The organism is Terribacillus halophilus, from assembly GCF_900101385.1.
Taxonomy (GTDB): Bacteria; Bacillota; Bacilli; order Bacillales; family Amphibacillaceae; genus Terribacillus; species Terribacillus halophilus.
On sequence record NZ_FMZB01000002.1, the window covers coordinates 189,247 to 214,737 of the forward strand.

Below are 25,491 nucleotides of genomic sequence, written 5' to 3' on the forward strand. Positions count from 1 at the left end.
AACTGTTCGACACTGGGTAGCCCCACATAAAAAAAGAAACCTTGAAGTAAATAGCCCTTCAAGGTTCTACTAAGGGTATTCTAAATACAATTATTTTTCTTCTTTATATGCTAATGCAATCTCCACTACTTCCTCTGGTGATAAATCCTCATCGTTCCAAAAATTAAGTCACTGGGATTAGGGTGAGGAACATTTTCTTCTAAGATTTCTATATATTCACTTACCTCTTCATCAGATAGCTTAGGATTACATATTTTATTTACTAGTTCTTTAAAGGTTAGTTTCTGATACATAATTGTGTACTTATCCTTGTTGAAATATTTGACACTAAATAAAATGCTATCTTTTAAGTCTCAAATTCCCTATTAATTCTTGGATATTCTCAGCAATATGCTCAAATGTCCCTCTTTCAAAATCTTCTAATTGTATTATTCCACTATTGTTCTCAATAACCACCAACAAACCATTCCCTTCAATCCCAATAGGTATCTTCTTTAAACTATCCCCATGATTTTCTTTATATCCTTTCAGTGACTCTCGGAATGAACTTATCTCGCTATTCGGTAGCACAGGCTCTAATGCAATATAGTGTTCCTGATAAAATCCATCTAAATCTGCAAACCAATATGAGTTAAAATATTCAACTATTGACTTATGCAATTTTATATCAAATTCATCTTCTAAACTTGTAAAGTCCTGTGAAACGGTCTTTTCTACAGGTTTCCATGAGATATATTCTTCCTCATCAACTTCACCATCATAAATTATTAGGTTATCTTCACTACTAATTGGTGTTTTAAATAAAAAATCTAAACCTTCATTAGCTATCTCTTTTCTCATTTGAAAGTATATCTGCATTGCTTCTTTTATTGACAAAGTTATCATCCTTTACTTATTTAAAAATTTTTCAAGTAATTCAGCATACTCACTGTCATTTCCCCAAACACCTGCAGCTTTTTCCGCATTATGTATACCACCTGTTCCTGGGTGTAGCTTGGAAGGCACTGCAACTGCTTGACCACCCCCACCTACATGATGATGGATTAATTTATCATTATATAATTCCTTTATATCATATTGAGGGAAGTGTTCTCTAAATGTTTTATCATTTATCGGAGAGAAACCCAATTGAATTTTTTGTTTATTTGCCTTACTTAAACTTTCTGGATGTTTATTCATTATTTCTTTCCAATAAAAGTCTTTATCACGTAACCAACCTTCTGAATTGGTTCCGGCTTTACCCTTACCCACATAAGGCATTTCTACTGTAATTCTTGGGTCTGCAGTATATTTTTCTTCTAATTTTTTTAAATCAGCATTCCTATAAGTTCTTATAGGATGATTAGCATTATCTATACCCTTACCAACCACCCCAAAACTACCCGGCGCCCTTACCTCAACACCACCAGATTCAATCCTTCCTGATCCATACGTCACCGAGCCCGGGTTTCCGCTATGTTTAGACATAGTCGGCATACCATCAGTTCCGGTAGCCCTTAACGGTTGATCCAATGTACTATACTGTGCGTCTTGGGATTGCTTCAGGTATTTAGCTTCTTTATGATCCATTAAACTGATTACGTTGTCTACGGTGTTGTTACGCAGCACGGTGTCAGTTTGTTTCGTTAATTGTCCCGCTTCATTGGACATAATGGCTTGGTTCCCCATTATATCTGACAGGCTTTTTCCGGACGTTTTTGATAAGGTGGCTATATCTTTTACACTCGGTGTCGACAAGCTGCTGCCAAATGATCGGACAGCACTTGCACCTGTCCGCGAATTTGTAAATTATGTAACGCTTTTTAACGAATAGCGAGTATTATATGGGTCTTTCTCAGAAAAACACAACCCTATTTTTATTTATTTGTTTTCGTTATTGCCTTTTTGGTTATCCACTGTTTATACGCCATGGATTGTCATTCTCGTTAGTTTAAGAGCTTTGCAGTGAGTATTCCTGCCTTATAAAATGCCATCTCTTTCGTTTCTCGCACTTTTTTCGATGAAGAGAGTTTACAATTTACTCCATACATTATAGAAATAAGCACTTGTTGCCCAATATGCAATCAAGTGCTTAAGTCACAAAAACGTATACTATTATTAATCCCCGAATATACCTGCTATTTTCTCTTTCCATATTAACATTAACTCTAAAAATCCCTCGGTTTCTATTGTACTCTCAAAGGGTTCATCAATCCGATAATGATGCTTAGCTATTGTTAAATCTTTCTTTATACTTACACTCGTAGCATTTAACGTGATTTCAAAGTCTTGATATTCTCCATCTAGCACCTTCTTAACGTAACCGACATATTCATCCGCTTCTTCTTCTGTTGAAATATCCTCGAAAACATCCGAGAAAACACTTAATTCTTCCGATAGTTTTATCCTAGTTATACCAAATGGATCCTTTTTAAATTCATAAGAATATTTCATAATCTTTACAATTTCTGACCTCCATAATCGGCTTGTATTCAGCACAACCACATAATCTATTTGGACAGACGAAAGGTGAGCCAACATCTTTGTAAGCCCACCCTGTCTATTTCCAATGCTTCTTCATTCAGTTTGGCACCGCTAATTCCTTCATCTCTAAAAATATGTATATCCATCTCTTGCCTGCCCTTGAGTTGAGACTCGTATATACCCAACAACGTTCAACTGTTCACCCTCCCGTTACATAAATTTTAATTTGTGTAACGCTTTTTAACGAATAGCGAGTATTATACGACCCTCTCTAGTAAAAATACAACCCAATTTTTGTCTGCCTGATGCTAAACTAGTAACCTTCTTACGTAACCTACCTTTTATCGCCAAGAGCTTTGTCATTCTCGTTAGTTTTTTAACCATTCCCTGTCATAACTACCCCTGCCATATAAAATGTCATCTCGCCTATTTATCGTACTTTTCTTACTATCCAAGTATTAAAACGATACTCCTTGATGGTACAACCATCATGAGCTTTCGATTTTCATGTAAATCATTTTCTTTTTGTCTCACTCAAAAATTCTCACTTTCTTTTTATTCACTAGATTTATGTATCTGTATCGTTACCCCTTTATCATTACGAGTTTTGTCATTACCATTAGTTTGTGTGTTTTGCAGTATCATAAGTCCTCTTGGAATGTAAAATGTCATCTCGTCTGGTTATCGTGCTTCTCGCAAAATCCAAATATTAAATCAATACTCCATTATGGTACTACCTTCATGAGCTTTGAATTTCAAACTGGTCTCATTCATGTTGTTCTTACTTCACCAAAAACAAAAGCACCTGTTGCCTAAAAGGCAACCAAGTGCTTTATAGTTTACTTTTCTTCAAATTCCTTCATTCTCTCTAATAAATCAAAATCTAGCTGTTCTTTGTTTTGACTTATATATTTATATTCAAAATACTTAATTCTATCTGTTGGACCAAATTCACTTTCATGCCAATTTGTATAATCAAAATGTACGTTTAATTTACCTGTATCATTTAATATTAATGTCACTGAAAACCAAGGTTCTTGGTCATTATCAGTAAAAACTTTTTGGAGTTCAACAGTAAGTTGAAATAATTTATGTAGTTCTTTATTATAAGCCCTCTTATCTACACTATATAATTTTGGAATATAATGTGAAAAAATGTGTTGTTCCTCACCTTTTGGCGTAAAAAAGAAGAAAACTCCTCCTTCTCCTTCCTTAACTTCACCATTAAAATAGAAATTATCCCATTCAGTTGGAATCATATCATTAACCTGTTGTGCAATTTCTTTATATAACTCGTTTAATTCTGTTTCAAAACTCATCAATATCAGCCTCCTGATTTATTTGCAATCTCGCGAATCACTGGAAATTGGCCTTCAATTTCATATTCGACCATAAAGGAATCTGGTCGCATTGAATTATTAGAATAGATCGGTTCAATACTAACAGAGACTTTCTTGGGTGGTACCTCTTTCAATGCATTGGCCCATTCAGTCTCCATTTCGTACCAAACTCCACCCCTCCTATTAATTTGACTATTTTGTGGTACAAGATTATCAATATCAGGAGGACCATTAAATTGTGCTCCTATTAAATGTCCGCCATCATCATCTGGTAATCTGTCTCTTCCCCCTACATTTGCCTGAGCGTATTTATTTCTATTAGCCTTTTTCAATACAAGTTCGGGAGCATCTACATTTACAATACGTCCAAGTTCATCGGTAGTATATTTGTAGTTATCATTGGTTACGTACTTAGTATTTGGGAGTAGTTGTTTCTTACCATTTTCACCTTTTATTATGTGCTTTCCAAAATCAATTTCTTTAACTTCGTTGACTATATTACCATTACCCGTACCCTTACCAACCACCCCAAAACTACCCGACGTCCTTACCTCAACACCACCAGATTTAATCCTTCCTGATCCATACGTCACCGAGCCCGGGTTTCCGCTATGTTTAGACATAGTCGGCATACCATCAGTTCCGGTAGCCTTTAACAGTTGATCCAATGTACTATACTGTGCGTCTTGGGATTGCTTCAGGTATTTTGCTTCTTTATGATCCATTAAACTGATTACGTTGTCTACGGTGTTGTTACGCAGCACGGTGTCAGTTTGTTTCGTTAATTGTCCCGCTTCATTGGACATAATGGCTTGGTTCCCCATTATATCTGACAGGTTTTTTCCGGACGTTTTTGATAAGGTGGCTATATCTTTTACACTCGGTGTCGACATGCTGCTGCCAAATGATGCTGTTTATGCAAGTCTACACCCACATAAATATGTTTCTGCTTTTGAGCATCTTTTTTAAGTACATTTTTAAATTATTGCTTCATGTTTGCCATTTGATTGTATTTTCCCGTATGTATATATCCACTGATAAAAACTTTCTCGGTCTAAAATACGTTTCACTTGTACTTTCGTAAATGCTTTCCCTTGCGTTGTTTTATAACCTTCCTCATTTAATGCTTCTGCTAACCTAGACAGTGACCATTTCATATGTATCTGTCTAAGCTCAAACAATCGTTTCACTACTTCTGCATGATGACTGTTATGTATCTTTAGTTCTTTATCACCCTTTTGTTTCATATAGCCAAATGTTGCCCTTCCTCCTGCATAACCACCTTCCTTCGCCTTTTTATTTCTCCCTTTCGTTAGTTTGGGAGCAATTTCAAGCCGTTGATATTGGTCTAATAACTCCATTAAACCATTTACCAAAAAATCATTTGGGTCTTTCTTATGGATACTGTAAAAGGGTTGTTCAATACTTTTAATGTCACAACCATATTTCTTAAGCTCTCGTTGTATCAGTACCTTCACAATATCTGACCGCCATAATCGGCTTGTATTGAGCACCACCACATAATCAATTTGGACAGACGAAAGGTGAACCAACATCTCCTGTAAGCCCACCCTGTCTATTTCTAATGCTTCTTCATTTAGTTTTGCGCCACTAATTCCTTCATCTCTAAAAAATATGTATCAAGTTCAAGTTATTCTCTTCACAATATGCTTTAATTTCATCTTCTTGATATTTCAAGCTATATCTATCTCTTGTCTGCCCTTGAGTTGAGACTCGTATATACCCAACAACGTTCAACTGTTCACCCTCCCGTTACATAAATTTTAATTTGTGTAACGCTTTTTAACGAATAGCGATTATTATACGACCGTCTTTAGTAAAAATACAACCCAGTATTTGTCTACCCTGTTAAGAAACTAGTAACCTTCTTATGTAAGCTACCGTTTTTCACCACGAGCTTTCTCAATCTCGTTAGCTTGTCAGCCATTCCTTATCATGACTACCCCTGCCATGTAAAATGTCATCTCGCCTATTTATCGTACTTGTCACTCTATCAAAGTATTAAAACCAAACTGCATAATGGTACTACCATCATGAGCTCTCGATTCTCAAACAAATCATTCTCTAATTTTCGCACTCAAATATCAGCTGGTTTAAGTAAAAAACCTTGAGAGGCATTTAGCCAATCAAGGTCCTTATATTGTGCTATATCTCTTAAATACCTATATCTAATAAAAAATTTATAAAATCATAAGCAGGCAATTAAAATTCAATAGTTGTTCGATCAACAAAATTTTGATTTTCATTAATAATCATTCTTGAAAGTCGTCTTCCTGCTCTCTTAAAGAAGAATTCATCAGCGAACTCTTGTGACTCAATTTGCGATAGTTGGTTGATAACTCCATTTATTTTATCATATTCAATTCGTCCCATTAAATCTTCATTCGGTCCATATTGATAAACCACCCTCTCTTCATCCTCAAATTTCTTCAACATTAAAACAAAAACTGCCATGAATCTTCACTCCTCATAGTTTTTCTCCCAATTCCATTATCTTCCAGATTCTATTGTTTTGTCATGAGCTGTTCTATAATTGGTCTGGAATATACCCTCAAATTTTGACTCAAAAATTTCGTGATGTAATAATTGTATATCAGAATCTACTTGTTTCCCATCTATCAATCCTTGCCATGCTTGAGCTAGTTCGTAGTCCGGATCAAATCTCCCAACTCCATGTTCCTTTATATGAGAGTTATTAAAAACATGATCTTTAATCCTTTGTATTCTAGCAACAGAAAAGCCTGTATTTTTAGCAATTGCATTCACATCTTCTGTTCCTAGATTTCTAAATTTTTCATACATTAGATAAGGTGACAGTTGAATTACACCGCCACCTTTATCCATTAACTAGCCTTCGTTTCTACTTGTTTAGGCATGACATATGCTGTCTTATTCTTCATCATGCCATAGATGATTTTCACTAGCCTTCTCATTATAGATATGAGGGCTTGTTTATTCGTTTTCCCCCTCTGATTGCTTCTCCTGATAATACTTGTAAAAAAAGAGTGATAGTTGGGATGCCGAGTGTATTACAGAAATTCTAGCAAGAAGAATTACACAACTTCCTGATGCAGCCCCATCGGATATTTATTGGACAATCTCTACATTATTTGGTCGTAGAGATACCCTAGTGAAACAATTGAGTTCGCTAAAAAATCAATTACATTTACAGCATTCCCACCACTATCCAAGCTATCGTCATTTCTTTTCACAAGTAGAGGGCAAAAACCTTGAAAGGCACTTTGCCCATCAAGGTTTCAAATAAATTACATTATATCTTAGGTATATCAATCTCTTTGCCTGGAGACTTACTAATTTGAACGTCAGGAAGGTCTGGATTATTCTTTTTCATCTTATACTTTTGAATTTTTGTTAATTCAGGGTCAAAAGAAATGTCTTGTGATTTAAAGTCTAGGCTTAGTAGTTTATTATAATTCTTCCTCAAAAAAACTTTCCATTCCTCTAACGAAGAACTTGAAATTTCTTCTGAACTCTCTAACAAACGATAGCCATCTGCATAATGAAACATTAGCAAACCAGTCCCTAAATCACAAGTCTCATTATCTAAGATAACTGTTGGTACTTCAAACCCACTATTCCAATTATAATTGGCAGCAAAGTAATGGAGTATTAGTGGATTATCTACTTTTTTTAAACTGGCTGATTAAAATATTTTTATCTGTATTATAAAGCAACCCCACTAGATAAGTAATTTCTGAGTTAACCATCAACTAAATCAATTCTCCATACCTTTAAGATTTCTCTTACTCATAATTTGTAGCAGCAATAAAATCAAAAGTACCTGTTGAACTAATTTCATTTTTATATTCAAAATTATATATTAAAATTACTGCATTATATGATTTCTTTAGGTTTATACTTTTCTGGATTTTTGGGATGACAATTTCTTCATACGAACACCCATCTAATAATGTTGAAATATCACTACTACTATTCTTATAGACCGCTTTTTCTATAGTATCTTCATCTGTTTCATCCATATCAATATTAAAATCGATAAAGAATTGGGATGGGACAGACTCGCCATCCTCATCATACGTTAAATCAACATACTCTCCTATTGAGTCCTCATCGTTAATATTCCCTAACCAAATTGAAACCCATCCTTGTTTTTCCATTATAGTATCCTCCTATTTTAATCTTAGACCTTGTGGTAAAGACGATACTCCACCCTCTAATCTATAATTAGCCCAATTATTAAGTCGTCTAACAAATGTATTATAGTCGCTAGAAGTATCTATTATTGCTAACAATTCATTATGTGCTTTAGTTGAGCCTAACCCTCCATGAACACCGTTTGGATTGACAAATTTGACATCGGATATAGCTGTTCTTAAATCTTTAATCTCTTCAGCACCAATATTCCAATACTTAAATTGAGGAGCCCTTGAAACTAAGTGCCACTCATGTAAGCCTCCAGGTTCTCTAAGTTGACGTTCAATTTTCTTTCTAATCTTTTTATCTTTCCAAAGTTCGTCTAGTTCACTACTTGTAAGGGAATTGAAGAATTTATTAAAATTCCCACTCTTTGCAGTTGGTATATCATCAACAGTTAATTTTGTTATATCTTTAGCATTATCTATACCCTTACCAACCACCCCAAAACTACCCGGCGCCCTTACCTCAACACCACCAGATTCAATCCTTCCTGATCCATACGTCACCGAGCCCGGGTTTCCGCTATGTTTAGACATAGTCGGCATACCATCAGTTCCGGTAGCCCTTAACGGTTGATCCAATGTACTGTACTGTGCGTCTTGGGATTGCTTCAGGTATTTAGCTTCTTTATGATCCATTAAACTGATTACGTTGTCTACGGTGTTGTTACGCAGCACGGTGTCAGTTTGTTTCGTTAATTGTCCCGCTTCATTGGACATAATGGCTTGGTTCCCCATTATATCTGACAGGTTTTTTCCGGACGTTTTTGATAAGGTGGCTATATCTTTTACACTCGGTGTCGACATGCTGCTGCCAAATGATCGGACAGCACTTGCACCTGTCCGCATAGGGATGGCACCTAATGCAGATAAACCTCCCCGCATCCATCTTTCTGGTCCGTCCAATTCCCTTTGTGTCAGCCAGTCTTTCCCTGTCACAGCACTGGTGGCTTCGAGAGTTCCCATTCCTATCCCAGTTACTAACGCTACTCCTGAGGGCGGAAAGATTAAAGTTGCAACGCCTGCCGTACCGGCAATACCTAGATTTACCCAGAATTCAGTGGACATCTGCCCATCTTCAATGGATTTATACTGAAAAGCACCGCTATTCGTCTTTCCATCTCTATAATCATTATACGAGATATCAGTGCCTGATTGCTCTTTCCATGTGACATATTCCTGCATCATTTTTTTCATATAGTGCGTATCGCTATTGAAAAGATCATTGATGTTTACTTCTTTCTTATCCAGCTCGAATGTGTGTGTACCTGTTTCATCTTTATACTCTCTTGAATCCTTTGCGCCAATCCGATTTGTCGTCGTGTAGTTGGAAATGGTGGCATCACGCATCGTCATGACGAATTCATCCATATCTTCATAGAAAGGCTGATCCATCTTCTCTTCTATTAGATCGCCGACTTTCTTACCATATTCCTGAAGGACAGCATAATCTTCATTCAATGCTCTATACTTACTCTTATTATTTGTATGAGAAAAAGAGATGACGCCGTCAGAATCATATTTTGCTATTTTATCCTGCGCCTTTTCCATATTTTCGCTGATATCCTCCAGGGAAGAGAAGATGCCATGTCCACTTTGCAGCATACCGGATTGCGTCAGCTCTTTTATACTGCTTTCTACCTTCTTCCATTGGTCCGCGTGATATTTCACATCCATTGCTTACACCTCCAAAGCTGCCATGATGCGCACTGCCGCAAATGTATCTGTCTGCATCATTTGATAGAGTGTATCGTTCACCAGGGTAGAGATGCGAGAGTAGTGTTCCATGAGCTCCAGAAACTTCTCATTTGCTTCTGGATATGCTGCAATGGCATCGATTGCTTTTCCTTCTTTATAAAACTCCAAGCCCATGATTTCCTGGATGGCAGGTATCGCATTTGTTTGCAGCTCTGTCGCAATGGAGAGCAGACGGTTATATACATCGGTCATTTGTTCCGGATTGATCGTAATGGTTGAACCAGCCATTTAAGCACCCTCCTTTTTTCGGTAAGGAAAATCCAAGGCATCGAAGATTATTTTCATGAAGTAATGCTGGCTGGTGTGATAGAACTTTTTGCGGAGACAATCAATCATAATCAATTTATCCCCTTCTATCAGCACAATCCAGCTTTGCAGAAAGTCTGGGTTACTCAATGAGCGCGGCTCTTTGGTTTTATGGCAGATATCCAAGCTAAGGAAGTCGTCTCGGACTCCGATTCTCTGGATATATTCTTTTTCATCTCCATCGAGTTCCTTCATCAAGAACTCTTTCTCCTCAGGCAGCGCTTCCCTGCTCATCACAGGCATTCGTTCAACTAGCAGCTGAAGGACTAGGGGCTTTTCGATCAGATATAGCTGATAGCTGGTTTCTTTCTCCACTTCAACCAGCATGACGAGATTATCGGCATCTTGTTCTCCGAAAGCGAACATGAAATGATTACACTGCACATATTTTTTACTGAGCACATACTGACGGATCACTTCCACTACAAACCCGCCTTCATCTGTGAAGGCTCCTTCATCCGTCAAATAGCCTCTCGCAATCAAGCGTTCGTGTGCTTGTCTGAAAGGTTCTTCGCCTTGCAGCTGATACAGCTTCTTATCAGGTAACCCATAAAGTATATTGGCCCCGAATGAAGATGCAAGCAGGTATAGCTCCGCTGCTTGGAAACTGTCATTCATACATGACGTACCTCCTTTACAAGAGAGCTGTTCAGGAAGTCGTATTTATAATCACGCAGATTCTCCAAAGCTTTTTGCTGCAAATCTGCTGCTTCCTTCAAGTCAGCGTGATACTGCTTAATCAACTCCAGGTACGTTAGAAAACTATCATGGGACTTCCCTTCCCATCCATCAACATCAGCTGCTTTAAGCAAAGCCTCACATTGTTCGTAAGACTTTTCCAAAGAGGCTGCCAGCTTTTTTGCCGCCTTCTGTGCTTGCTGCAGTTCACTGGATTTTATTTGCACGTCTTCTGCCATCGTAATCCCTCCTCACTCAATCTTTTTCTTCCTTCGCTTCCGCAATAGCTTTGTTCTTATAATGAATGTAGCGGTTGTACGCCTCATTGCTGGCCCTGACCAGCTTCACCCGATGTTCCTTCTCCTTGTCCAGATAATCATTCAGTTTCTTATCCAGTCTTTCTTGAGCCGGGATAAAATCAGTACATGGAATAGCATCCTCAGCCATACATGGGATACCGCTTTTATAAGCCGAATAAGCCGACTCTGCTTCGCTGATCAGCTTGTCATGCTCGGACTTTATAGTTTCTATTTCACGGTACAGCTTCAAGTACTCATCCCGCTTTTTCTCTGTTTCCGTATCCAGCCAGCCAAACAGATTCATCCTATCATTCCCTTCATACAACGTAAGCAGTGTCTCTGTATGACGTAATACCAGTGCTTAAGTACTCACTGGCACTGCGTTATCTTTCATTCAATTCTTCCGTTTCCAAAGAACTTCATTACTACTACAGTAAAGGATTTCCAGCAAAAAATCAGTGAGGATTCTGCCTTATTTCACCATACGGCTACCGATTAAAAGTGGTAAAAAGGGTCCGTGTCACTTGCACTATAAAACGCTAAGTTTCAAGGGCAAACTTATGCACGCAGCAAAAAAGCCGGATAGTCTTCCTCACCCAGCTATCTGACTCACGCTTGTTTCTTCTGTAAACTTATAAATACTTCAATCATGGAGGGTTAGACTCTCCAAAACCTCACATCCATATCTGATGCAGAATGCATTTCTCTGCCTTTCACCGCGAATACTAGTATGCTACTCAACCTTTATTAATTGGAACCAGTTTTTCGAACTATAAATGATACAAACTATTAGGAGTACGCCTGCCACTGCGGTAAGGAACGGAGCAATCATAACACCAAGGATCAAGCAGACCATCGCAGCTAAAAGAAAGAACAATGCCGTCATATTGATTCTTACCTCTACATTTGCATCATCATATACCTCTAATTCCTTGCTGCCAAAGAACCATTGCTTTGCCTGTAGCTTTACTGCGCCTTCACCCGGACTGACAGTTGTACCTTCACTATCAGCCAGCTTAGCAGTACGCTGACCATTCACAATCAAATCCACCTTAGATAATCCGCCCATCATGCCTGTATTGCGTTTTACAGTAATCGACATCTAATAATTGCTCCCATCTTATTGTAAGATACCTATAGTCTCAGCCGCTGCCCGCTCCGCCTTCTCCAGGGAATCGACTGTGTCACTGCTCGCTTCCACATGCTGCAAGGCCATTTGCCGATACTCCTGGATAAGGCTATTCAGCGAAACATTAATACCATTAATCTTTGCTTGCACATCGAGCATTTCGCGCCCGCTGCCTGAATCTGGTTCTCCAGTACAGAAGTCAGCCAGCGACTTTTGGAGATCTGTCAGTTTCTGCTGGACGAGATCTGCTTTTAACTTAATTTCGCTCATGACTGGAGTTCCTTCTTTCTATCCATGCGCAGACGATCCAGTGAGCTCTGCTTCGATGCCATTTGCATTTGACATGTATCAATCTCAGCTACCAGCATGCCTTTCGCCTGCTCCAAAGCATCCAGTACCCGCTGCACTTCATCATGAGACACATCACGAAAGCTGGCTAACATTTCGCCATTACGAAATGAATCGAATTCATCAGCCAGTTTCCCATTCCACGTTTTTGCAGTCAAATCAATGTCTTGCCAGTACTTTCTGCTCTCTTCGTAATCCCCTTGCAATCCCGAAATCTCCGCAATTGCACGCTCTAGCTGTCTAACTTCCTCTTGCTTTCGGATTACTTGGGAGCTTAAACCGTCGATTGAACTCTGCACACTGCGGATCTGACTATCTATAGAAGTTAAAGACATTCTCATCATCCTCCTTCCTTTACACCGCACAAAACCATATCACTACTACAGTAAAGGATATCCAGCAAAAAATCTGTAAGACTTCTGCCTTGTTTTTCCATAAAGTGACTGAATTGTAATGGTAAAAAGGTTGGGGATTCTTACAAGAGGCACTCGTAATGGAACAAATACCTTTACAGCTAACTTGATTTCCCTTCTAGGACCACTTAAATCAAAAGTATGTAATTATATGGCATACAAATAAGACAATAAGGGTATTTATTTAGCAATTCCAATACAGATACGCGTACATAAAACTATTTGCCTAGTCACAAAGAAAATTACGCAAGGAAAAAGGTACTTAATACTCTATAAAATGGAAAACGGATTCGTTAGGGTGAAACTAACAGTATTATTGGAAAGGGGCCCTTTCATGAGCGGAGAAATAAAAATCAACCAAGCCGAGGCTCAAAAAGGCATCCAAGAAATGAGCGATAGCTTGCAAGCATTGCAAAAACAGCTCGGCGAAACAATGGATGGTAATAAAGACATACGCATGAGCGATGTGTACAACGAAATCAAACAGGAATACGAAAACCTTCTCGATCAGTTCATCACGCTGTTTCAAGATAACATAGCAGCGACAGAAACAGCAGTACAGGAGTTAGTTGAATTAGATCAAGCACTTGGCGATAACATCGCTATAAAATAATCAAGTGAGGAGGAAATACGTTGAAAGAGTTCTCGGTAAAAGAAATCCACAAAGGCACAGAAACGTCCAAGCTAGACTTAGACACGCTTTCTGAACAACTATCAAACCTTCAGCAGAAAATCAGAAATCTCTATAACTTGGATGACGCCTTAAAAGGAGAAACAGGCAAGGCCATCCGTTCTTTCTACAACGAAATTCATACCCCTTTTCTCACCTTCCTGCTTCAATCCATGGAAGATTATAAAAACAGACTGGAAAACATGAAGAATGATGTGCTATCCTTCGAACCCAGCCATCAGGGTTACATAAGCGAAAGCTTCTTGGACGATGAACTACATCCTGGTCTGGATGAAGCGAAATCCAAGGTTGCCAGTGTCACCGAGAATATCAATTCCGTATTATCCGGCGTGGCGGATATTACATATGTAGCAAAAATCAGTTATTCCGACTTTCAATCGAATATTGAAGAAGGCAAACGCCAAATAGATGATGTCATTTCTGATCTGGGCGAACTCGATAGCAAACATGCATCCCATCTGCAAGAAACACAAAGTGATCTGGAAACAATGAAAAAGTACCTGTCCGAAATGACTACCGGATTAAGCAGCGGAGCTATCTCGATCAGTGAATTCGATACGGCCTCCCTGCAGGATATGAATGCTTATAATAATGTCATTCAGCAAAGCTATGGGAACGGGAATGTTGAGATAACTGAAGAAAATATTGAATATCTTCCGATGGCCGCGATTGCTTCTGCAACGAAAAATGCAGAGAAAGGGATGGATGAAGGTCCTCTTACTATTTTACAGCACGCCTATAAGAGCCTTGTGAAAGGTGAAATAACTAGAAAAGAATATAATGATATTCTTTCGACTGCTAGCAAGAAAAATGGTTCCAATACAGAGAAGACCGATACATTTATCGAATACACTAATAAAAACTGGGATAAAATTGGCCTTGATGTTGCCAAGGATGGTGTAGCCAATGGAATTGAACAACTTGGTATATTTATAGAAAAATCCGCTCACTCCGATGGTATGAAATTAGTTAGAGATATTTCATCAGGAGCAGTCGGAATAACAACTAGAACTGCTAGAGGCAGAGCTAGTAGAATTAACAATAAGTTTGATCTAGGCAGTAAGCTAGCTAGCGGGGGCAAGTTTCTCGGAAGGTATGGTCTCCCTGCGGCAACTGCTGTGTATGGTACCTATGAAGATGTTACTAAGAAAGATAAGACTGGTGGCGAGGCAATTACTCATAATGGTGCTTCCTTTCTTGCAGGAGCAGCTGGTTCAACTCTAGGTACAATAGCTCTCACTGCAGTAGTATCTAATCCTGGAGGTTGGGTAATTGGGGCAGTAATTGGAGGTGCCGCATTAGGTTCCAATATATTTAACTATATGTACGACAATAACGTTTGGGGACTTCAAGATGGCTTAGATTCAATTGGCGGAAAATTAGATGGTGCTTGGAACGCAACAGTTGATCATGTGAATGAAACCGTAGACTCTATAGGAGGAGCTATAAAGGATGGTATAGAATCTCTAAGTAATCCTATAAGCTGGGGAAGGTGGATTTACTAATGAATGGAGAAATTAGAAGAGTAAAAGGGAATATGAGGTATAGAGTCTTAACTAGTAATGAAGCTTATTATCTTATAGATATGGGGAATTCTCCTTGGAAGATACTGTTTCCTCATTTCTTTTGGATATTTCCTAACCTTGGTTATAAACTGGATAAAGATTCTGCCTTAAAACTCACATTGGAGAACACTAGTCAGATTAAGACCGGCAGATATGCCCTGCTAGGGGGGGGACTTTCTATACCTTTAACAACACTTTTAGCTCCGTTAGTGGAAAGTCTGGATGTAGTTAGTTCGGTCTTATTTAACTCATTACTTGCTATCATATTGGTAAGTATTATGACCTTCCTAACATTTATTGTATTTAAAAATAAAAAACAAGGATTAAAAAATACCATAAATTATACTGAATTGCCGAAGACGAAAATTAAAATTACTCGATCAAAATTCTCTGAGATAATTAAATTTACATTTGTATACTTAACTTCAATAGCTGCTTCGCTTATTCCAATAATAGTATTCATTCAATATAGCAATCTTTTTATGTTATTTTCGGGGTTAATATTCTTAGTAATTTTCATTATTATTAGCGGAACAATATTAAGTGATGGCAAGTACAAGGTAAAAATGGAATAGGAGAGTTTACTATGCTACCAATTGGCTCAATCGTCTATTTAAATGAAGGAACAAGTAAGCTAATGATCCTCAACCGCGGCCCTATAATAAAGCTAGACGGAGAACAAAAAATGTTTGACTACTCTGCTTGTGTATACCCACAAGGGTTAGTAGCTGATAGTGTCTTCTACTTTAATGAAGAAAACATTGATGAAGTTATTTTTGAAGGATTTAAGGATAGCGATGAGGCTCGTTTCTACTCCTTGTATAATCAATGGCTTGAGGAGAACAATATCAAAAAGGGTGTTGTTAGCGGTCCATCGAAATAAAAAATAGAAAAAGCATCAAGATTATCTCATTTATCTTGGTGCTTTATTCTGTTACTCGAATCATTGGGGTTACCTTTCCTTAACTTTCTAACAGAAAAATAAAGAACTTAAGGTGCTGATTTTGTGAGACGGACAAAAAGCGGAGAAATCAGAAGACTGAAGGGAAATTTAAGGTATAGAGTATTGAATATTAATGAAGATTATTACCTTATAGATACGGGGTATTCCCCGTGGAAAGCAATTTCCCCTTTCTTTTTTTGGTTATTTAGTAATCCAGGTTATAAATTAAATAAAGAAACTGCAACGGAGCTAATAACAAATCAAAAAGCCAGACCGGGAAAAAGTGCTATGTACGGTACGATAGGAGGAGGCATTGCAATAACATTCTCGGGTTTTCTAACTTCATTAACAGATCGGTTACACATTGATAGCAACATACCGATTAATACTATTATCACCCTTTTATCAGCAGTTTTGATCATTCTAACTTTTGGATTTATATTAAGGAAATTAAAACAAAATGTAGAGACAACAATAAATTATACTGAACTACCAAAACATAATATTAGATTATACATGCCAAAATTTTCGCATATCATAGGCATTACATTTGCAAGTCTGTTTTCTTTGACCATGTCATTTGCTTTTCTAGTAGCCTTTATTCAAGATAATAATATTTTCATTCTTTGTATGGGATTAGTCATGTTATTATTATTCCTCCTAGTAGGTGGAGTTGCAATAGATCACGGTAAATATAAGATTAAATTCAAATAGGAGGAATTGCTATGCTCCCCATCGGATCAATCGTCTACTTAAATGAAGGAACAAGTAAATTAATGATCTTAAACCGCGGTCCTATCATAGAGCTTGACGGAGAACAAAAAATGTTTGATTACTCAGCTTGTGTTTATCCTCAAGGATTGGTAGCCGATAGTGTCCTCTACTTTAATGAAGAAAATATTGATGAAGTGATTTTTGAAGGATTCAAAGATAGTGACGAGGACCGATTCCATTCCTTATTTAAGCAATGGCTTGAGGAGAACGAGATCCAAAAAGGCGTTGTTGGCGGTCCATTGACATAACACAAGACAAAGCATCAAAATTATTTCATTTACCTTGGTGCTTTATTCTATTATTTCACTTCGTTCTTTTAACTTACCTTTATTAACTTTCTAACAGAAATATGAAGAACTTAAGGTGCTGATCTTATGAGACGGACAAAAAGCGGGGAAATCAGAAGATTAAAGGGAAATTTAAGGTATAGAATATTAAATATCAATGAAGATTATTACTTAATAGACACTGGGGCATCTCCTTGGAAAGCTATATCTCCTTTCCTTTTTCTATTATTTAGTAACCCAGGTTATAAGATTGATAAAGAAACCGCCTTACAGCTCTTAACTAATGAAAAAGTTCAAACAAGAAAATTTGCTCAGTACAGCTTGATCCCAGGAGGAATTGCAATTACGTTTTCCGGTTTTCTAACATCAATTACAGATCGGATGCACATCAGCAGCACCATTCCAATTAATATTATTATCACTATTATATCATTAGTATTGATCCTTTTGACTTTTGGGTTTATCTTAAAAAAATTAAAACTAAACATCGAGAATACTATTGACTATAATGAGCTACCAAAGCAAGAGATTAAGATATACATGCCCAAGATATCACATATTACAAAGATTTCATTTTTTAGTCTTTTTTTCATAACTGTATCGGTCTGTGCTCTGATAATATTTATTCAAAATAATTATCTCTTTGCACTTTTAATTGGATTAATAATGTTACTTTTATTTCTTTTCTTAGGTGGAATTGCACTAGATCACGGCAAATATAAAATTAAATTTAAATAGGAGGAATAGTTATGCTCCCCATTGGATCAATTATCTACTTAAACGAAGGAACAAGCAAATTAATGATCTTAAACCGCGGCCCAATCATAGAGCACAACGGAGAACAAAAGATGTTTGATTACTCAGCTTGTGTTTATCCTCAGGGGCTTGTTGCAGATAGTGTCCTCTACTTTAATGAAGAGAACATTGATGAAGTAATTTTTGAAGGATTTAAAGATAGTGACGAGGATCGATTCCATTCCTTATATAAGCAATGGCTTGAGGAAAACGAGATTCAAAAAGGCGTTGTTAGCGGTCCATTGACATAACACAATAGACAAAGCATCAAGATTATTTCATTTATCTTGGTGCTTTAATCTGTTATTCCAATATTCTTCTAAAGAACTTAAGGTGCTGATTTTATGAGACGGACGAAAAGCGGAAAAATCAGAGGAAACTTTTGGGTGGATTAGGACTAGACCATGGTAAATATATGGTGAACTTTAAATAAGAGGAACTAGAATTATCTTTTTTAAGCAATCCAAGAGTGGAGTTGAGATTAATATAAATGAATACAGAAGTGTTTCTTATATTGAAGAATTTTAGATATCAACTTATCAAATTAGAAAATAGTTTCTACATCATAGATAAAGATAAGCCATATCTGCTCGTCTTTCTTTTTCCTTTTCTTTATTGGATATTCCCTAAGAGGGTAGTGCAGATTAGTGAAGAGTCCGCAAATCTTTTACAAACTATCCCAAATAAAGATACAAAAGCAGGTAAAATAAATCTTTTTGCTGTCGGGATATCTATGACCATAGTAAACTTAACAGAACCTATATTAGACTACTTCTATATACCAATTTCTCCATTGATCGCTAGTATGATTGTTATATTATCTTCAGCCACTCTACTTTATTTCAGATTTTTAATAAGTATACGGAATAAGAGATCTATTCAAAGGAAGTTACATTTTAACAACACCAATTATCTGAAAATATGGCTATTTCCAAGACCTTTGAAGAAGATGATCTCTATTACTTTTATGAGTCTATTTGCTGTGGTAGTAGTTGCAATAGCTATGTATGGCTTTATTTTTTACGGCAATGCATTTATATTACTCTGCGGCATTCTATTCCAATTCATGCTATTGATCTTCAATATTTCAACTATACCCCACGGGAAAAATACTGTTAAGATTATTGTAAAGTCATAGTTTTACTACCAAATTCTCTTCTCTTGAAACATTGTGAAGTGAACTCGAGTCAATAAATGAATATGATATTTCAAAACTTAATTGGAGCTGGTGTTCCTAGCGGGTACCATGGGTCAAAGATATCGTCATTTCCAAAGCTGACGTTGATTCCTGCTTCCTGAAGCTCTTTCACTCTAGTGATCCCTCTTCGTTTCGATTATGTGTCACGGTTTGCTTCGATAAATTGCGCGATTCTTTCAATCATTCCTTCTGTGATTAATATTTGCCAGAGGCCTTCTCTATTTCTTAGTTTCGCATCATCTCCTGTTTTAGTTAGACTAAAACTGGTACCGAGGAAAAAAAAGAAAAGAGGCATCCTGCCATCACTGACAGGATGCCTCTTTAAACATGAGGTTGTAATGGTATAGCTATCCCATTACTCCGCATAATGGACTGAATTAAAGGTACCAGTATTCAAATTAAAGATATTATTACAATGGTTTTGAGTAAATTCAATATGCAATCCATCTTACCGGTGAAGCAGAAGAAGTAATTTAATGAGTCCGACAACTACTATTACTATATTCACCAGCAGATCAAAAATCATTCTTTACCGCCTTATTTATGACTAAGTAAGCTATGATAAATCCGATAATGCCAAGCACAATTGGTATCGCAGTGTAAGAGAACAAGTTCATCATTCCATTGTTGACCGAAGATGATAAGACAGAAACAATCAGAATGGAAGAGGTGATTGTGGCGGGTACGGAATACTTCCTCATCCCGAAGACTAATGGAATAAGAGACATCCCTGCCACAGCAATCCCAGTGACGAACAAATGCATCATGTTTTCCCGTAAAATATCTATCGGGAAAGAAAACCACAATATGCCAAATGCGTTATTCAGCACGCTGAATATGGCGGTCAGCACGCTTATTGACACAAGAAACATTACGAAGGTCAACAAGCTTATGACAAGGACTTTAGCTAACAGCAGCTTCTTCCGGCTAACAGGTGTGGTGAACAGGACTGTGATCGTTTTGCTTTTGAATTCCTCAATGACCATGTTTGATAACAAAACCGAGGCATAAATAACAAATGCGGCTACAACGAGCGTCTTGATCAATATCATGATTTGTTCCGCATTGTTAAAATCCTCAGCAGTTATTTCCGGATCAACTCCGAGCAATAACAGAATGCCGAGAATTCCAGCATTAATAGAGAGGAAGCACACAGCAATCGTATGGAAGTTCATCCTCTTCATCTCCAGCTTCATCAGATTAAGCATGTTTTTTGCTCCCTTCCATCCGCTGTAGGAAATAACTTTCCAGTGACAGGTTTTTATTGTTGATTCTCCCGATTTCCACTCCATTGCGCACCATGGCTTGTATAATATCATTCTGGGAAATTGCGGGATCATAGACATTGATCAGACCTTCTTCTTTCACTAAGAAGTTGGTCGCTTGCAGTTCGTGCTCCAATACATAGGCCGCTTTCGGATAATCGGATACCGAAAGTTCGATATGCTCCGTGTTATTACCGCGGATTTCTGCCATGGAAGTTTCTTCGATCAACTTGCCTTCACGGATAATCCCGATTGTATCGGCAATTTGCTCGATTTCTCCAAGAATGTGACTGGAAATCAGCAGCGTGATGCCGTACTGTCTGCTGAGCTTGTAAAATAAATCCCGCAGCTCCTGCATACCGATTGGATCCAAGCCATTCACCGGCTCATCCAGGATCAAGAGTTCCGGCTTCGTCACGATGGCTCTGGCTATTCCCAATCTTTGTTTCATACCAAGCGAAAATTCCCGGACAGGTATGTCATCTACAACCCTCAAGTTCACTAACTCCAGCGCTTCAGGAATCGCATCTTTCTTGTAGTAACCCATATATTCGCAATAGATTTCCAGGTTCTTTCTGGCCGATAGCTTATCATAAAGAATCGGATATTCGATGATGCAGCCTATCCGTTTGAGAATGTCATGGGAATTGGCTTGCAGCCTCGTCCCCAGCACCTCTATTTCCCCGCTTGTTGGTTTGGTGAGGTTGGTCATCATTTTCATGATCGTCGTTTTCCCAGCACCATTCGGACCGAGAAATCCATAAATCTCACCCCGTCTTACATTCATATTGACGCCCGAAACTACTTCCTTACCCCGATATCCCTTCGTCAGCTGATGCGTTCTGATTGCATATGTCATACGCTAACCCCTTTTTTCGTTGATTTCCTTCACTTTACTAAAGGAAACTGTCATTCCGCTTACGGAATCCTTACGACTTTCTTAAGTTTGGCGTAATTGTCTATTTTAGGTTTCGGGAATGTAAGTGTAAAAGTTGTTTTCGTATACGGAATACTGGTGAAGTGGATCTGCCCCTGCATTTGCTCTGTCAACCGCTTGGCAATCATCAAACCAAGACCACTGCCCTGTAACGAGGAGGTCCTGCTATCTTCTGCTGTATAAAGCCGCTCAAAGATCCGATCATTATCCGTCTCCTGTATGCCCTTTCCTTTATCCCACACCTCTATATAGACGTTTTCCTCATCCTGCCATAGGGTCATGCCAACTGTTTTGCCATCCTTTCCGTACCGTATTGCGTTCGACAGGAGATTCTCTAAAATCCGCGTAAGCGCAGCTGCATCTGCATCCATATGTAGCGACACTTCCGGCAAATCAATATGAACAGCAAACCCTTTAGTTGTTAACGTATCATAATAGCCAAGTATCACTTTTCTGCATAACTCGTTCAGCTGGATCCGTTCCATCTCCAGCTGCCAATCCTCAGCTTCCAGCTTTGCCAAGTCGAAGAAGGTATTGATCAATCCCGCAACGTCCATCACCTTTACTTGCACCTTTTTCAGAAGCAATTCTTTCTCTTCGTCACTAAACTGTTTGTCATGCTGAATCGTTTCTATATACCCAGAAATCACGGTGAGCGGTGTTTTCAAATCATGTGAAACATTTGAAAGCATCCGATTCGTGGATATACGGAGACGCGCTAAATCCGCCATTGATTCCTGATGATAATCCAGTAAACTATTAATCTCGTTTAGCAGATCACGCAGCTGCTGATCATCCGTCACTAGCAATAACCTTTCCGTGGAGTCTTCTGCAGTGATAGCATTGAGTTTCTCGGTCATATACTGAAGATGACGGTTCATCTTCCTCTTCGCACGAAAATACAGCAACAGCAAAATGCTTACGCACATTATCAAAGAAGCTACCAGATAAATCATGTGTGCATCTCCATCTTATAGCCAATTCCCCATACCGTTTTTATATACATAGGGGCTGACGCATCATCCTCAATTTTCCCCCGCAGCCTGCGGATATGGACATTGATGACATTATCATCCCCGTAATACGCTTCCTTCCACACGCTTTCAAATAACTGTCCCTTTGTGAATACTTGATTCGGACTTGTTGCAAGCAAACGCAGAATCTGGAATTCCTTGGCCGTCAGGTTGATCTTTTCCCCTCTTTTGCTGACAGAGAAGTTATTTAAATCAATAATCAAATCTCGCACCTGAACCAGCTGCTCTTTCTCTTCAACCGGCAGACTATACTGTTTCGACCTGCGCAGTACCGCTTTTACTCTTGCAGTCAGTTCAATAAGCGAAAATGGCTTCCCTATGTAATCATCCGCTCCAAACCCAAGCCCCAGTGCCTTATCCACATCACTATCCTTTGCCGACATGATCAGAATCGGCAGCATGCTCTTTCGCCTGATCAGCTGCAGCATATCCAGCCCATTTACAGAAGGCAGCATCAAGTCAAGAATGATCAGATCCACGCTCTTTCGCGCAAACAAATCCAACGCCGCTTGCCCATCAAATACAGAAAAAACTTCATAGCCTTCCTTCTTCAAATGATCGGATACCATCTCATTGATTTGTGCATCATCTTCGACCAGCATGATGGATTCATTCATTTTTCAACCTCCACTTCCCAAACATTGACACATGTATATACCTACAGTATACGGGAAAATCAAATTGGTTTTGTTTATTTCCAATAAAACCTCCTCCTTTCACAGGGGCTCTTTTAAGGGAACGCAAAGATTTCTATACTCTGCCAAAGGAGCTGCCAGCTGCATGAATTAAAGTAAGAAAAGGTCGGCTGAAGGAAGCTCATCAGTTAATGATGAGCTTTTACTATGTATTGATTTAATCGCCCTTTCAAGATAAGCCATATTTAATAGAAATCTGCTCAATCAGAGAAAGCACTGCAGAACTTAGTTCTCTTATAAGGAAGGAATAAATTTGAGAAAAAATACTTTTAGCATGATATTAGCTGTCACTATTCTTGTAAGCTGTATTATCGGTGTATCCAACAGTAGCTTGATTGCAGAGAAAAAAGGAGATCCAGGTGGCGCATCGACTCGGCTGGAATGGCTATAAAAAGAAGACCTGCCAAGGGTCTTCTTTTTATGTCCCATCACGTTCTGTGTTCGCCCATATATTATCCATGTTCACTGTATGACATGCCGAATACAGACAAGATGAATCTGCATACCTTAATGAGGAAAGTAAATTAAACCTGTTATTATTTAACATAAACCTGCATGACTCAAACAAATAGCATGTGCGGATTCCCCAACAGAGTTGCAGTGCAGCGATTAAGGTTATTGAATTCCGCTTCAGCAATTGCTATATTAAATTATAAATACGCAATCGATGATGTGATCAAGTAGATAAGAATCGTGAAACAGAAAATATAGCCTTGGCTGAGAGCTATATCACCCCTTCTTATTGAAACCTGCCACGGAGATGTTAGGCAAACCTAACCGAGTCGTTTCGTTACAAACGCGATGAGGGCTTAATTCATGATTAAGCCGAATGAAGGTGGTACCACGTCTATCAAGCATAAAGACGTCCTTTTCGGACGCTTTATGCTTTTTTATATTATTTAGGAGGAAACAACAATGTCTCAGAATACAAATGATTTTACCAAGTGGTATATCGATACCATTCAAAAAGCTGATCTGGTTGATTATACGCCAGTTCGCGGAAGTATTGCTTTCAAGCCTGATGGCTATGAAATCTGGGAGCATATTAAAGAAGAGATGGATAAGCGTTTCAAGGAAACCGGACACCGTAATGCCTACTTCCCTATGCTGATTCCGGAATCATTCTTCCAAAAGGAAAAGGATCATATCGAAGGCTTCTCGCCGGAACTTCCTTGGGTGACAGAAGCTGCCGGAGAGAAACTGGAAGAACGATTAGCGCTGCGTCCGACATCAGAGACGATGATTGGTCATTTGTACTCCAACTGGATCAAGAGCTATCGAGATCTTCCCGTATTGATCAATCAGTGGGCGAATGTTTTCCGCTGGGAAAAGAAAACTCTCCCATTCATCCGTACTTCTGAGTTCCTCTGGCAGGAAGGTCATACTGCTCATGTGGATGAAGAGGATGCGCGCAAGGAAACGATGCAAATGCTGAATATATACAAGGAAGTCGTGGAGGATTTGCTTGCGATTCCAGTTTATGACGGCCAAAAGACACCTTCCGAACGCTTTGCCGGTGCGGTTGATACATTTTCCATTGAGGCGATGATGAAGGATGGCAAAGCCGTCCAAGCAGGTACTTCCCACTACATGGGTACGAAATTCGCCGAAGCATTCGATATCAAGTATCTGAACAAAGAAAACAAGCACACACATGTGCATACCACTTCATGGGGTACATCCACGCGTCTGATCGGTTCCGTGATCATGGTGCATGGTGATGAACAAGGACTCGTTTTACCGCCTAAGATAGCACCAACACAAGTCGTTTTGATTCCTGTTGGTCCATGGAAAAAGAACCCTGCCATCATCGAGAAATTGGACGAAATCTTTGCAGCCCTGAAAGCACAAGGCATCCGCGTTCGTCTCGACGATTCCGATCAATCACCAGGCTTTAAATTCAATGAATGGGAGCTAAAAGGCGTACCAGTGCGCATTGAGCTTGGACCGCGTGACCTGGAAAACAACCAAGCGTTGATGAAAGCCCGTGATGCAGACGAAAAAGTATCCGTAGCTTTGGGAGCAATTGTAGAAAACATCCAAAAAGAATTGGGAACAATGCAAACACGCTTACTCGAAAAAGCAAAAGCCTTCCGTGCAGAGAACTCGCATACACATATCGATACAATGGAACAGCTGAAACAACATCTTGCCGAGTCGGAACAAAACGGCCAAATTTCTGGCTGGGTCCTGGCAGGCTGGTGCGGCGATGACGCTTGTGAAGAAGGCGTAAAAGAAGAAACGAAATTCACAACGCGAAATATCCCATTCAACCCGCCAACTGAAAAGCACACTTGCCTGCATTGCGGCAAAGAAGCAAAACATACCGTTTGGTTTGCCCGTGCTTATTGATTAAATACCAAGAAGGATTGAT

Annotated in this window: 30 protein-coding genes, 4 pseudogenes and 1 other annotated feature; of the genes and pseudogenes, 10 read left to right on the forward strand and 24 right to left on the reverse strand. The window is 38.6% G+C overall.

The annotated features are described in order from the left end of the window. Positions 1 to 90: 90 nt before the first annotated feature. The 19 genes and pseudogenes from BLQ53_RS19125 to BLQ53_RS04240 form a co-directional block, all read right to left on the reverse strand. A pseudogene (locus BLQ53_RS19125) lies at positions 91 to 293 on the reverse strand (bacteriocin immunity protein). Between the two features lie 46 nt (positions 294 to 339). Beyond that, entirely contained in the window at positions 340 to 858 is a 519-nt protein-coding gene (locus BLQ53_RS04155) for a SecY-interacting protein Syd (RefSeq protein ID WP_093726388.1), read from the reverse strand. A 30-nt stretch (positions 859 to 888) separates the two neighbouring features. Beyond that, the gene (locus BLQ53_RS18845) at positions 889 to 1,650 is read right to left on the reverse strand and encodes a hypothetical protein (RefSeq protein ID WP_244499241.1); all 762 of its coding nucleotides are present in this window, start codon (positions 1,648 to 1,650) and stop codon (positions 889 to 891) included. 447 nt (positions 1,651 to 2,097) lie between these two features. Next, positions 2,098 to 2,433, reverse strand: coding sequence for a tRNA-Val4 (locus BLQ53_RS04165; RefSeq protein ID WP_093726390.1), 336 nt, complete (start codon positions 2,431 to 2,433; stop codon positions 2,098 to 2,100). An 869-nt stretch (positions 2,434 to 3,302) separates the two neighbouring features. Continuing rightward, positions 3,303 to 3,782 carry an immunity protein YezG family protein gene (locus BLQ53_RS04170; RefSeq protein ID WP_093726036.1) on the reverse strand — a complete coding sequence of 160 codons (480 nt, stop codon included), beginning with the start codon at positions 3,780 to 3,782 and terminating at the stop codon, positions 3,303 to 3,305. Positions 3,783 to 3,787: 5 nt separating this feature from the next. Beyond that, positions 3,788 to 4,609, reverse strand: coding sequence for a DNA/RNA non-specific endonuclease (locus BLQ53_RS04175; RefSeq protein ID WP_244499242.1), 822 nt, complete (start codon positions 4,607 to 4,609; stop codon positions 3,788 to 3,790). Between the two features lie 171 nt (positions 4,610 to 4,780). Continuing rightward, positions 4,781 to 5,561: pseudogene (locus BLQ53_RS04180) on the reverse strand (recombinase family protein). Positions 5,562 to 6,026: 465 nt separating this feature from the next. Next, complete coding sequence (locus BLQ53_RS04185; RefSeq protein WP_093726037.1) at positions 6,027 to 6,278, reverse strand: hypothetical protein; 252 nt, start codon at positions 6,276 to 6,278, stop codon at positions 6,027 to 6,029. 36 nt (positions 6,279 to 6,314) lie between these two features. Further along, the gene (locus tag BLQ53_RS04190) at positions 6,315 to 6,668 is read right to left on the reverse strand and encodes a hypothetical protein (RefSeq protein ID WP_244499243.1); all 354 of its coding nucleotides are present in this window, start codon (positions 6,666 to 6,668) and stop codon (positions 6,315 to 6,317) included. A gap of 427 nt (positions 6,669 to 7,095) precedes the next feature. Continuing rightward, positions 7,096 to 7,552: pseudogene (locus tag BLQ53_RS04195) on the reverse strand (DUF4274 domain-containing protein). Between the two features lie 36 nt (positions 7,553 to 7,588). Further along, positions 7,589 to 7,963 carry an immunity 22 family protein gene (locus tag BLQ53_RS04200; RefSeq protein WP_093726038.1) on the reverse strand — a complete coding sequence of 125 codons (375 nt, stop codon included), beginning with the start codon at positions 7,961 to 7,963 and terminating at the stop codon, positions 7,589 to 7,591. 12 nt (positions 7,964 to 7,975) lie between these two features. After that, positions 7,976 to 9,679 (reverse strand): hypothetical protein, encoded by a 1,704-nt coding sequence (locus tag BLQ53_RS19130; RefSeq protein WP_244499244.1) that lies wholly within the window; start codon positions 9,677 to 9,679, stop codon positions 7,976 to 7,978. A gap of 3 nt (positions 9,680 to 9,682) precedes the next feature. Then, entirely contained in the window at positions 9,683 to 9,988 is a 306-nt protein-coding gene (locus tag BLQ53_RS04210; RefSeq protein ID WP_093726039.1) for a hypothetical protein, read from the reverse strand. Next, positions 9,989 to 10,684: a DUF5081 family protein gene (locus BLQ53_RS04215; RefSeq protein ID WP_093726040.1), complete on the reverse strand. Its 696-nt coding sequence runs from the start codon at positions 10,682 to 10,684 to the stop codon at positions 9,989 to 9,991. Next, a complete protein-coding gene (locus BLQ53_RS04220) occupies positions 10,681 to 10,983 on the reverse strand; it encodes a WXG100 family type VII secretion target (protein WP_093726041.1) in 303 nt (100 codons plus the stop codon). The genes BLQ53_RS04215 and BLQ53_RS04220 overlap by 4 nt, the downstream gene beginning before the upstream one ends. A gap of 16 nt (positions 10,984 to 10,999) precedes the next feature. Then, positions 11,000 to 11,347: a hypothetical protein gene (locus BLQ53_RS04225; RefSeq protein WP_093726042.1), complete on the reverse strand. Its 348-nt coding sequence runs from the start codon at positions 11,345 to 11,347 to the stop codon at positions 11,000 to 11,002. Positions 11,348 to 11,776: 429 nt separating this feature from the next. Then, on the reverse strand, positions 11,777 to 12,145 hold the full coding sequence (locus BLQ53_RS04230) for a hypothetical protein (protein WP_093726043.1): 369 nt from the start codon (positions 12,143 to 12,145) through the stop codon (positions 11,777 to 11,779). Between the two features lie 18 nt (positions 12,146 to 12,163). Then, positions 12,164 to 12,442 carry a YwqI/YxiC family protein gene (locus BLQ53_RS04235; RefSeq protein WP_093726044.1) on the reverse strand — a complete coding sequence of 93 codons (279 nt, stop codon included), beginning with the start codon at positions 12,440 to 12,442 and terminating at the stop codon, positions 12,164 to 12,166. Continuing rightward, on the reverse strand, positions 12,439 to 12,855 hold the full coding sequence (locus BLQ53_RS04240; protein WP_170829569.1) for a YwqH-like family protein: 417 nt from the start codon (positions 12,853 to 12,855) through the stop codon (positions 12,439 to 12,441). The genes BLQ53_RS04235 and BLQ53_RS04240 overlap by 4 nt, the downstream gene beginning before the upstream one ends. 412 nt (positions 12,856 to 13,267) lie before the next feature. Between BLQ53_RS04240 and BLQ53_RS04245 the strand changes: the two genes are divergently transcribed. The 9 genes from BLQ53_RS04245 to BLQ53_RS19405 all read left to right on the forward strand — a co-directional run bounded on the left by BLQ53_RS04245 (position 13,268) and on the right by BLQ53_RS19405 (position 19,126). Beyond that, a complete protein-coding gene (locus BLQ53_RS04245) occupies positions 13,268 to 13,546 on the forward strand; it encodes a YwqI/YxiC family protein (protein WP_093726046.1) in 279 nt (92 codons plus the stop codon). Positions 13,547 to 13,566: 20 nt separating this feature from the next. Then, a complete protein-coding gene (locus tag BLQ53_RS04250; RefSeq protein WP_093726047.1) occupies positions 13,567 to 15,129 on the forward strand; it encodes a ribonuclease YeeF family protein in 1,563 nt (520 codons plus the stop codon). Beyond that, a complete protein-coding gene (locus tag BLQ53_RS04255) occupies positions 15,129 to 15,764 on the forward strand; it encodes a DUF443 family protein (protein ID WP_093726048.1) in 636 nt (211 codons plus the stop codon). The genes BLQ53_RS04250 and BLQ53_RS04255 overlap by 1 nt, the downstream gene beginning before the upstream one ends. 11 nt (positions 15,765 to 15,775) lie before the next feature. Continuing rightward, a complete protein-coding gene (locus tag BLQ53_RS04260; protein ID WP_093726049.1) occupies positions 15,776 to 16,072 on the forward strand; it encodes a DUF4176 domain-containing protein in 297 nt (98 codons plus the stop codon). 123 nt (positions 16,073 to 16,195) lie between these two features. Then, positions 16,196 to 16,846, forward strand: a complete 651-nt coding sequence (locus BLQ53_RS04265) for a DUF443 family protein (protein ID WP_093726050.1) — start codon at positions 16,196 to 16,198, stop codon at positions 16,844 to 16,846. Between the two features lie 11 nt (positions 16,847 to 16,857). Next, a complete protein-coding gene (locus BLQ53_RS04270) occupies positions 16,858 to 17,154 on the forward strand; it encodes a DUF4176 domain-containing protein (RefSeq protein ID WP_093726051.1) in 297 nt (98 codons plus the stop codon). 126 nt (positions 17,155 to 17,280) lie between these two features. Beyond that, the gene (locus BLQ53_RS04275; protein ID WP_093726052.1) at positions 17,281 to 17,931 is read left to right on the forward strand and encodes a DUF443 family protein; all 651 of its coding nucleotides are present in this window, start codon (positions 17,281 to 17,283) and stop codon (positions 17,929 to 17,931) included. 11 nt (positions 17,932 to 17,942) lie between these two features. Next, complete coding sequence (locus BLQ53_RS04280) at positions 17,943 to 18,239, forward strand: DUF4176 domain-containing protein (protein ID WP_093726053.1); 297 nt, start codon at positions 17,943 to 17,945, stop codon at positions 18,237 to 18,239. 239 nt (positions 18,240 to 18,478) lie between these two features. After that, positions 18,479 to 19,126, forward strand: coding sequence for a DUF443 family protein (locus BLQ53_RS19405; protein WP_093726054.1), 648 nt, complete (start codon positions 18,479 to 18,481; stop codon positions 19,124 to 19,126). A 91-nt stretch (positions 19,127 to 19,217) separates the two neighbouring features. Here BLQ53_RS19405 and BLQ53_RS19350 read toward each other — a convergent pair. From BLQ53_RS19350 to BLQ53_RS04310, 5 genes and pseudogenes are all read right to left on the reverse strand, one after another. Continuing rightward, positions 19,218 to 19,319 (reverse strand): annotated as a pseudogene (locus BLQ53_RS19350) (amidohydrolase family protein); the annotation flags it as partial. A gap of 382 nt (positions 19,320 to 19,701) precedes the next feature. Then, positions 19,702 to 20,394, reverse strand: coding sequence for an ABC transporter permease (locus BLQ53_RS04295; protein WP_170829570.1), 693 nt, complete (start codon positions 20,392 to 20,394; stop codon positions 19,702 to 19,704). Then, positions 20,387 to 21,310, reverse strand: a complete 924-nt coding sequence (locus tag BLQ53_RS04300) for an ABC transporter ATP-binding protein (RefSeq protein WP_093726056.1) — start codon at positions 21,308 to 21,310, stop codon at positions 20,387 to 20,389. Before BLQ53_RS04300 ends, BLQ53_RS04295 begins: the two co-directional genes overlap by 8 nt. A 59-nt stretch (positions 21,311 to 21,369) precedes the next feature. Beyond that, positions 21,370 to 22,344 carry a sensor histidine kinase gene (locus BLQ53_RS04305; RefSeq protein ID WP_093726057.1) on the reverse strand — a complete coding sequence of 325 codons (975 nt, stop codon included), beginning with the start codon at positions 22,342 to 22,344 and terminating at the stop codon, positions 21,370 to 21,372. After that, the gene (locus BLQ53_RS04310) at positions 22,341 to 23,039 is read right to left on the reverse strand and encodes a response regulator transcription factor (protein WP_093726058.1); all 699 of its coding nucleotides are present in this window, start codon (positions 23,037 to 23,039) and stop codon (positions 22,341 to 22,343) included. Before BLQ53_RS04310 ends, BLQ53_RS04305 begins: the two co-directional genes overlap by 4 nt. A 736-nt stretch (positions 23,040 to 23,775) precedes the next feature. Further along, positions 23,776 to 23,990 (forward strand) — a binding site (T-box leader). 42 nt (positions 23,991 to 24,032) lie between these two features. On the opposite strand from BLQ53_RS04310, the gene proS reads away from it, so the two are divergent. Then, positions 24,033 to 25,469 carry a proline--tRNA ligase gene (proS, locus tag BLQ53_RS04315; RefSeq protein ID WP_093726059.1) on the forward strand — a complete coding sequence of 479 codons (1,437 nt, stop codon included), beginning with the start codon at positions 24,033 to 24,035 and terminating at the stop codon, positions 25,467 to 25,469. Positions 25,470 to 25,491 lie beyond the last annotated feature (22 nt).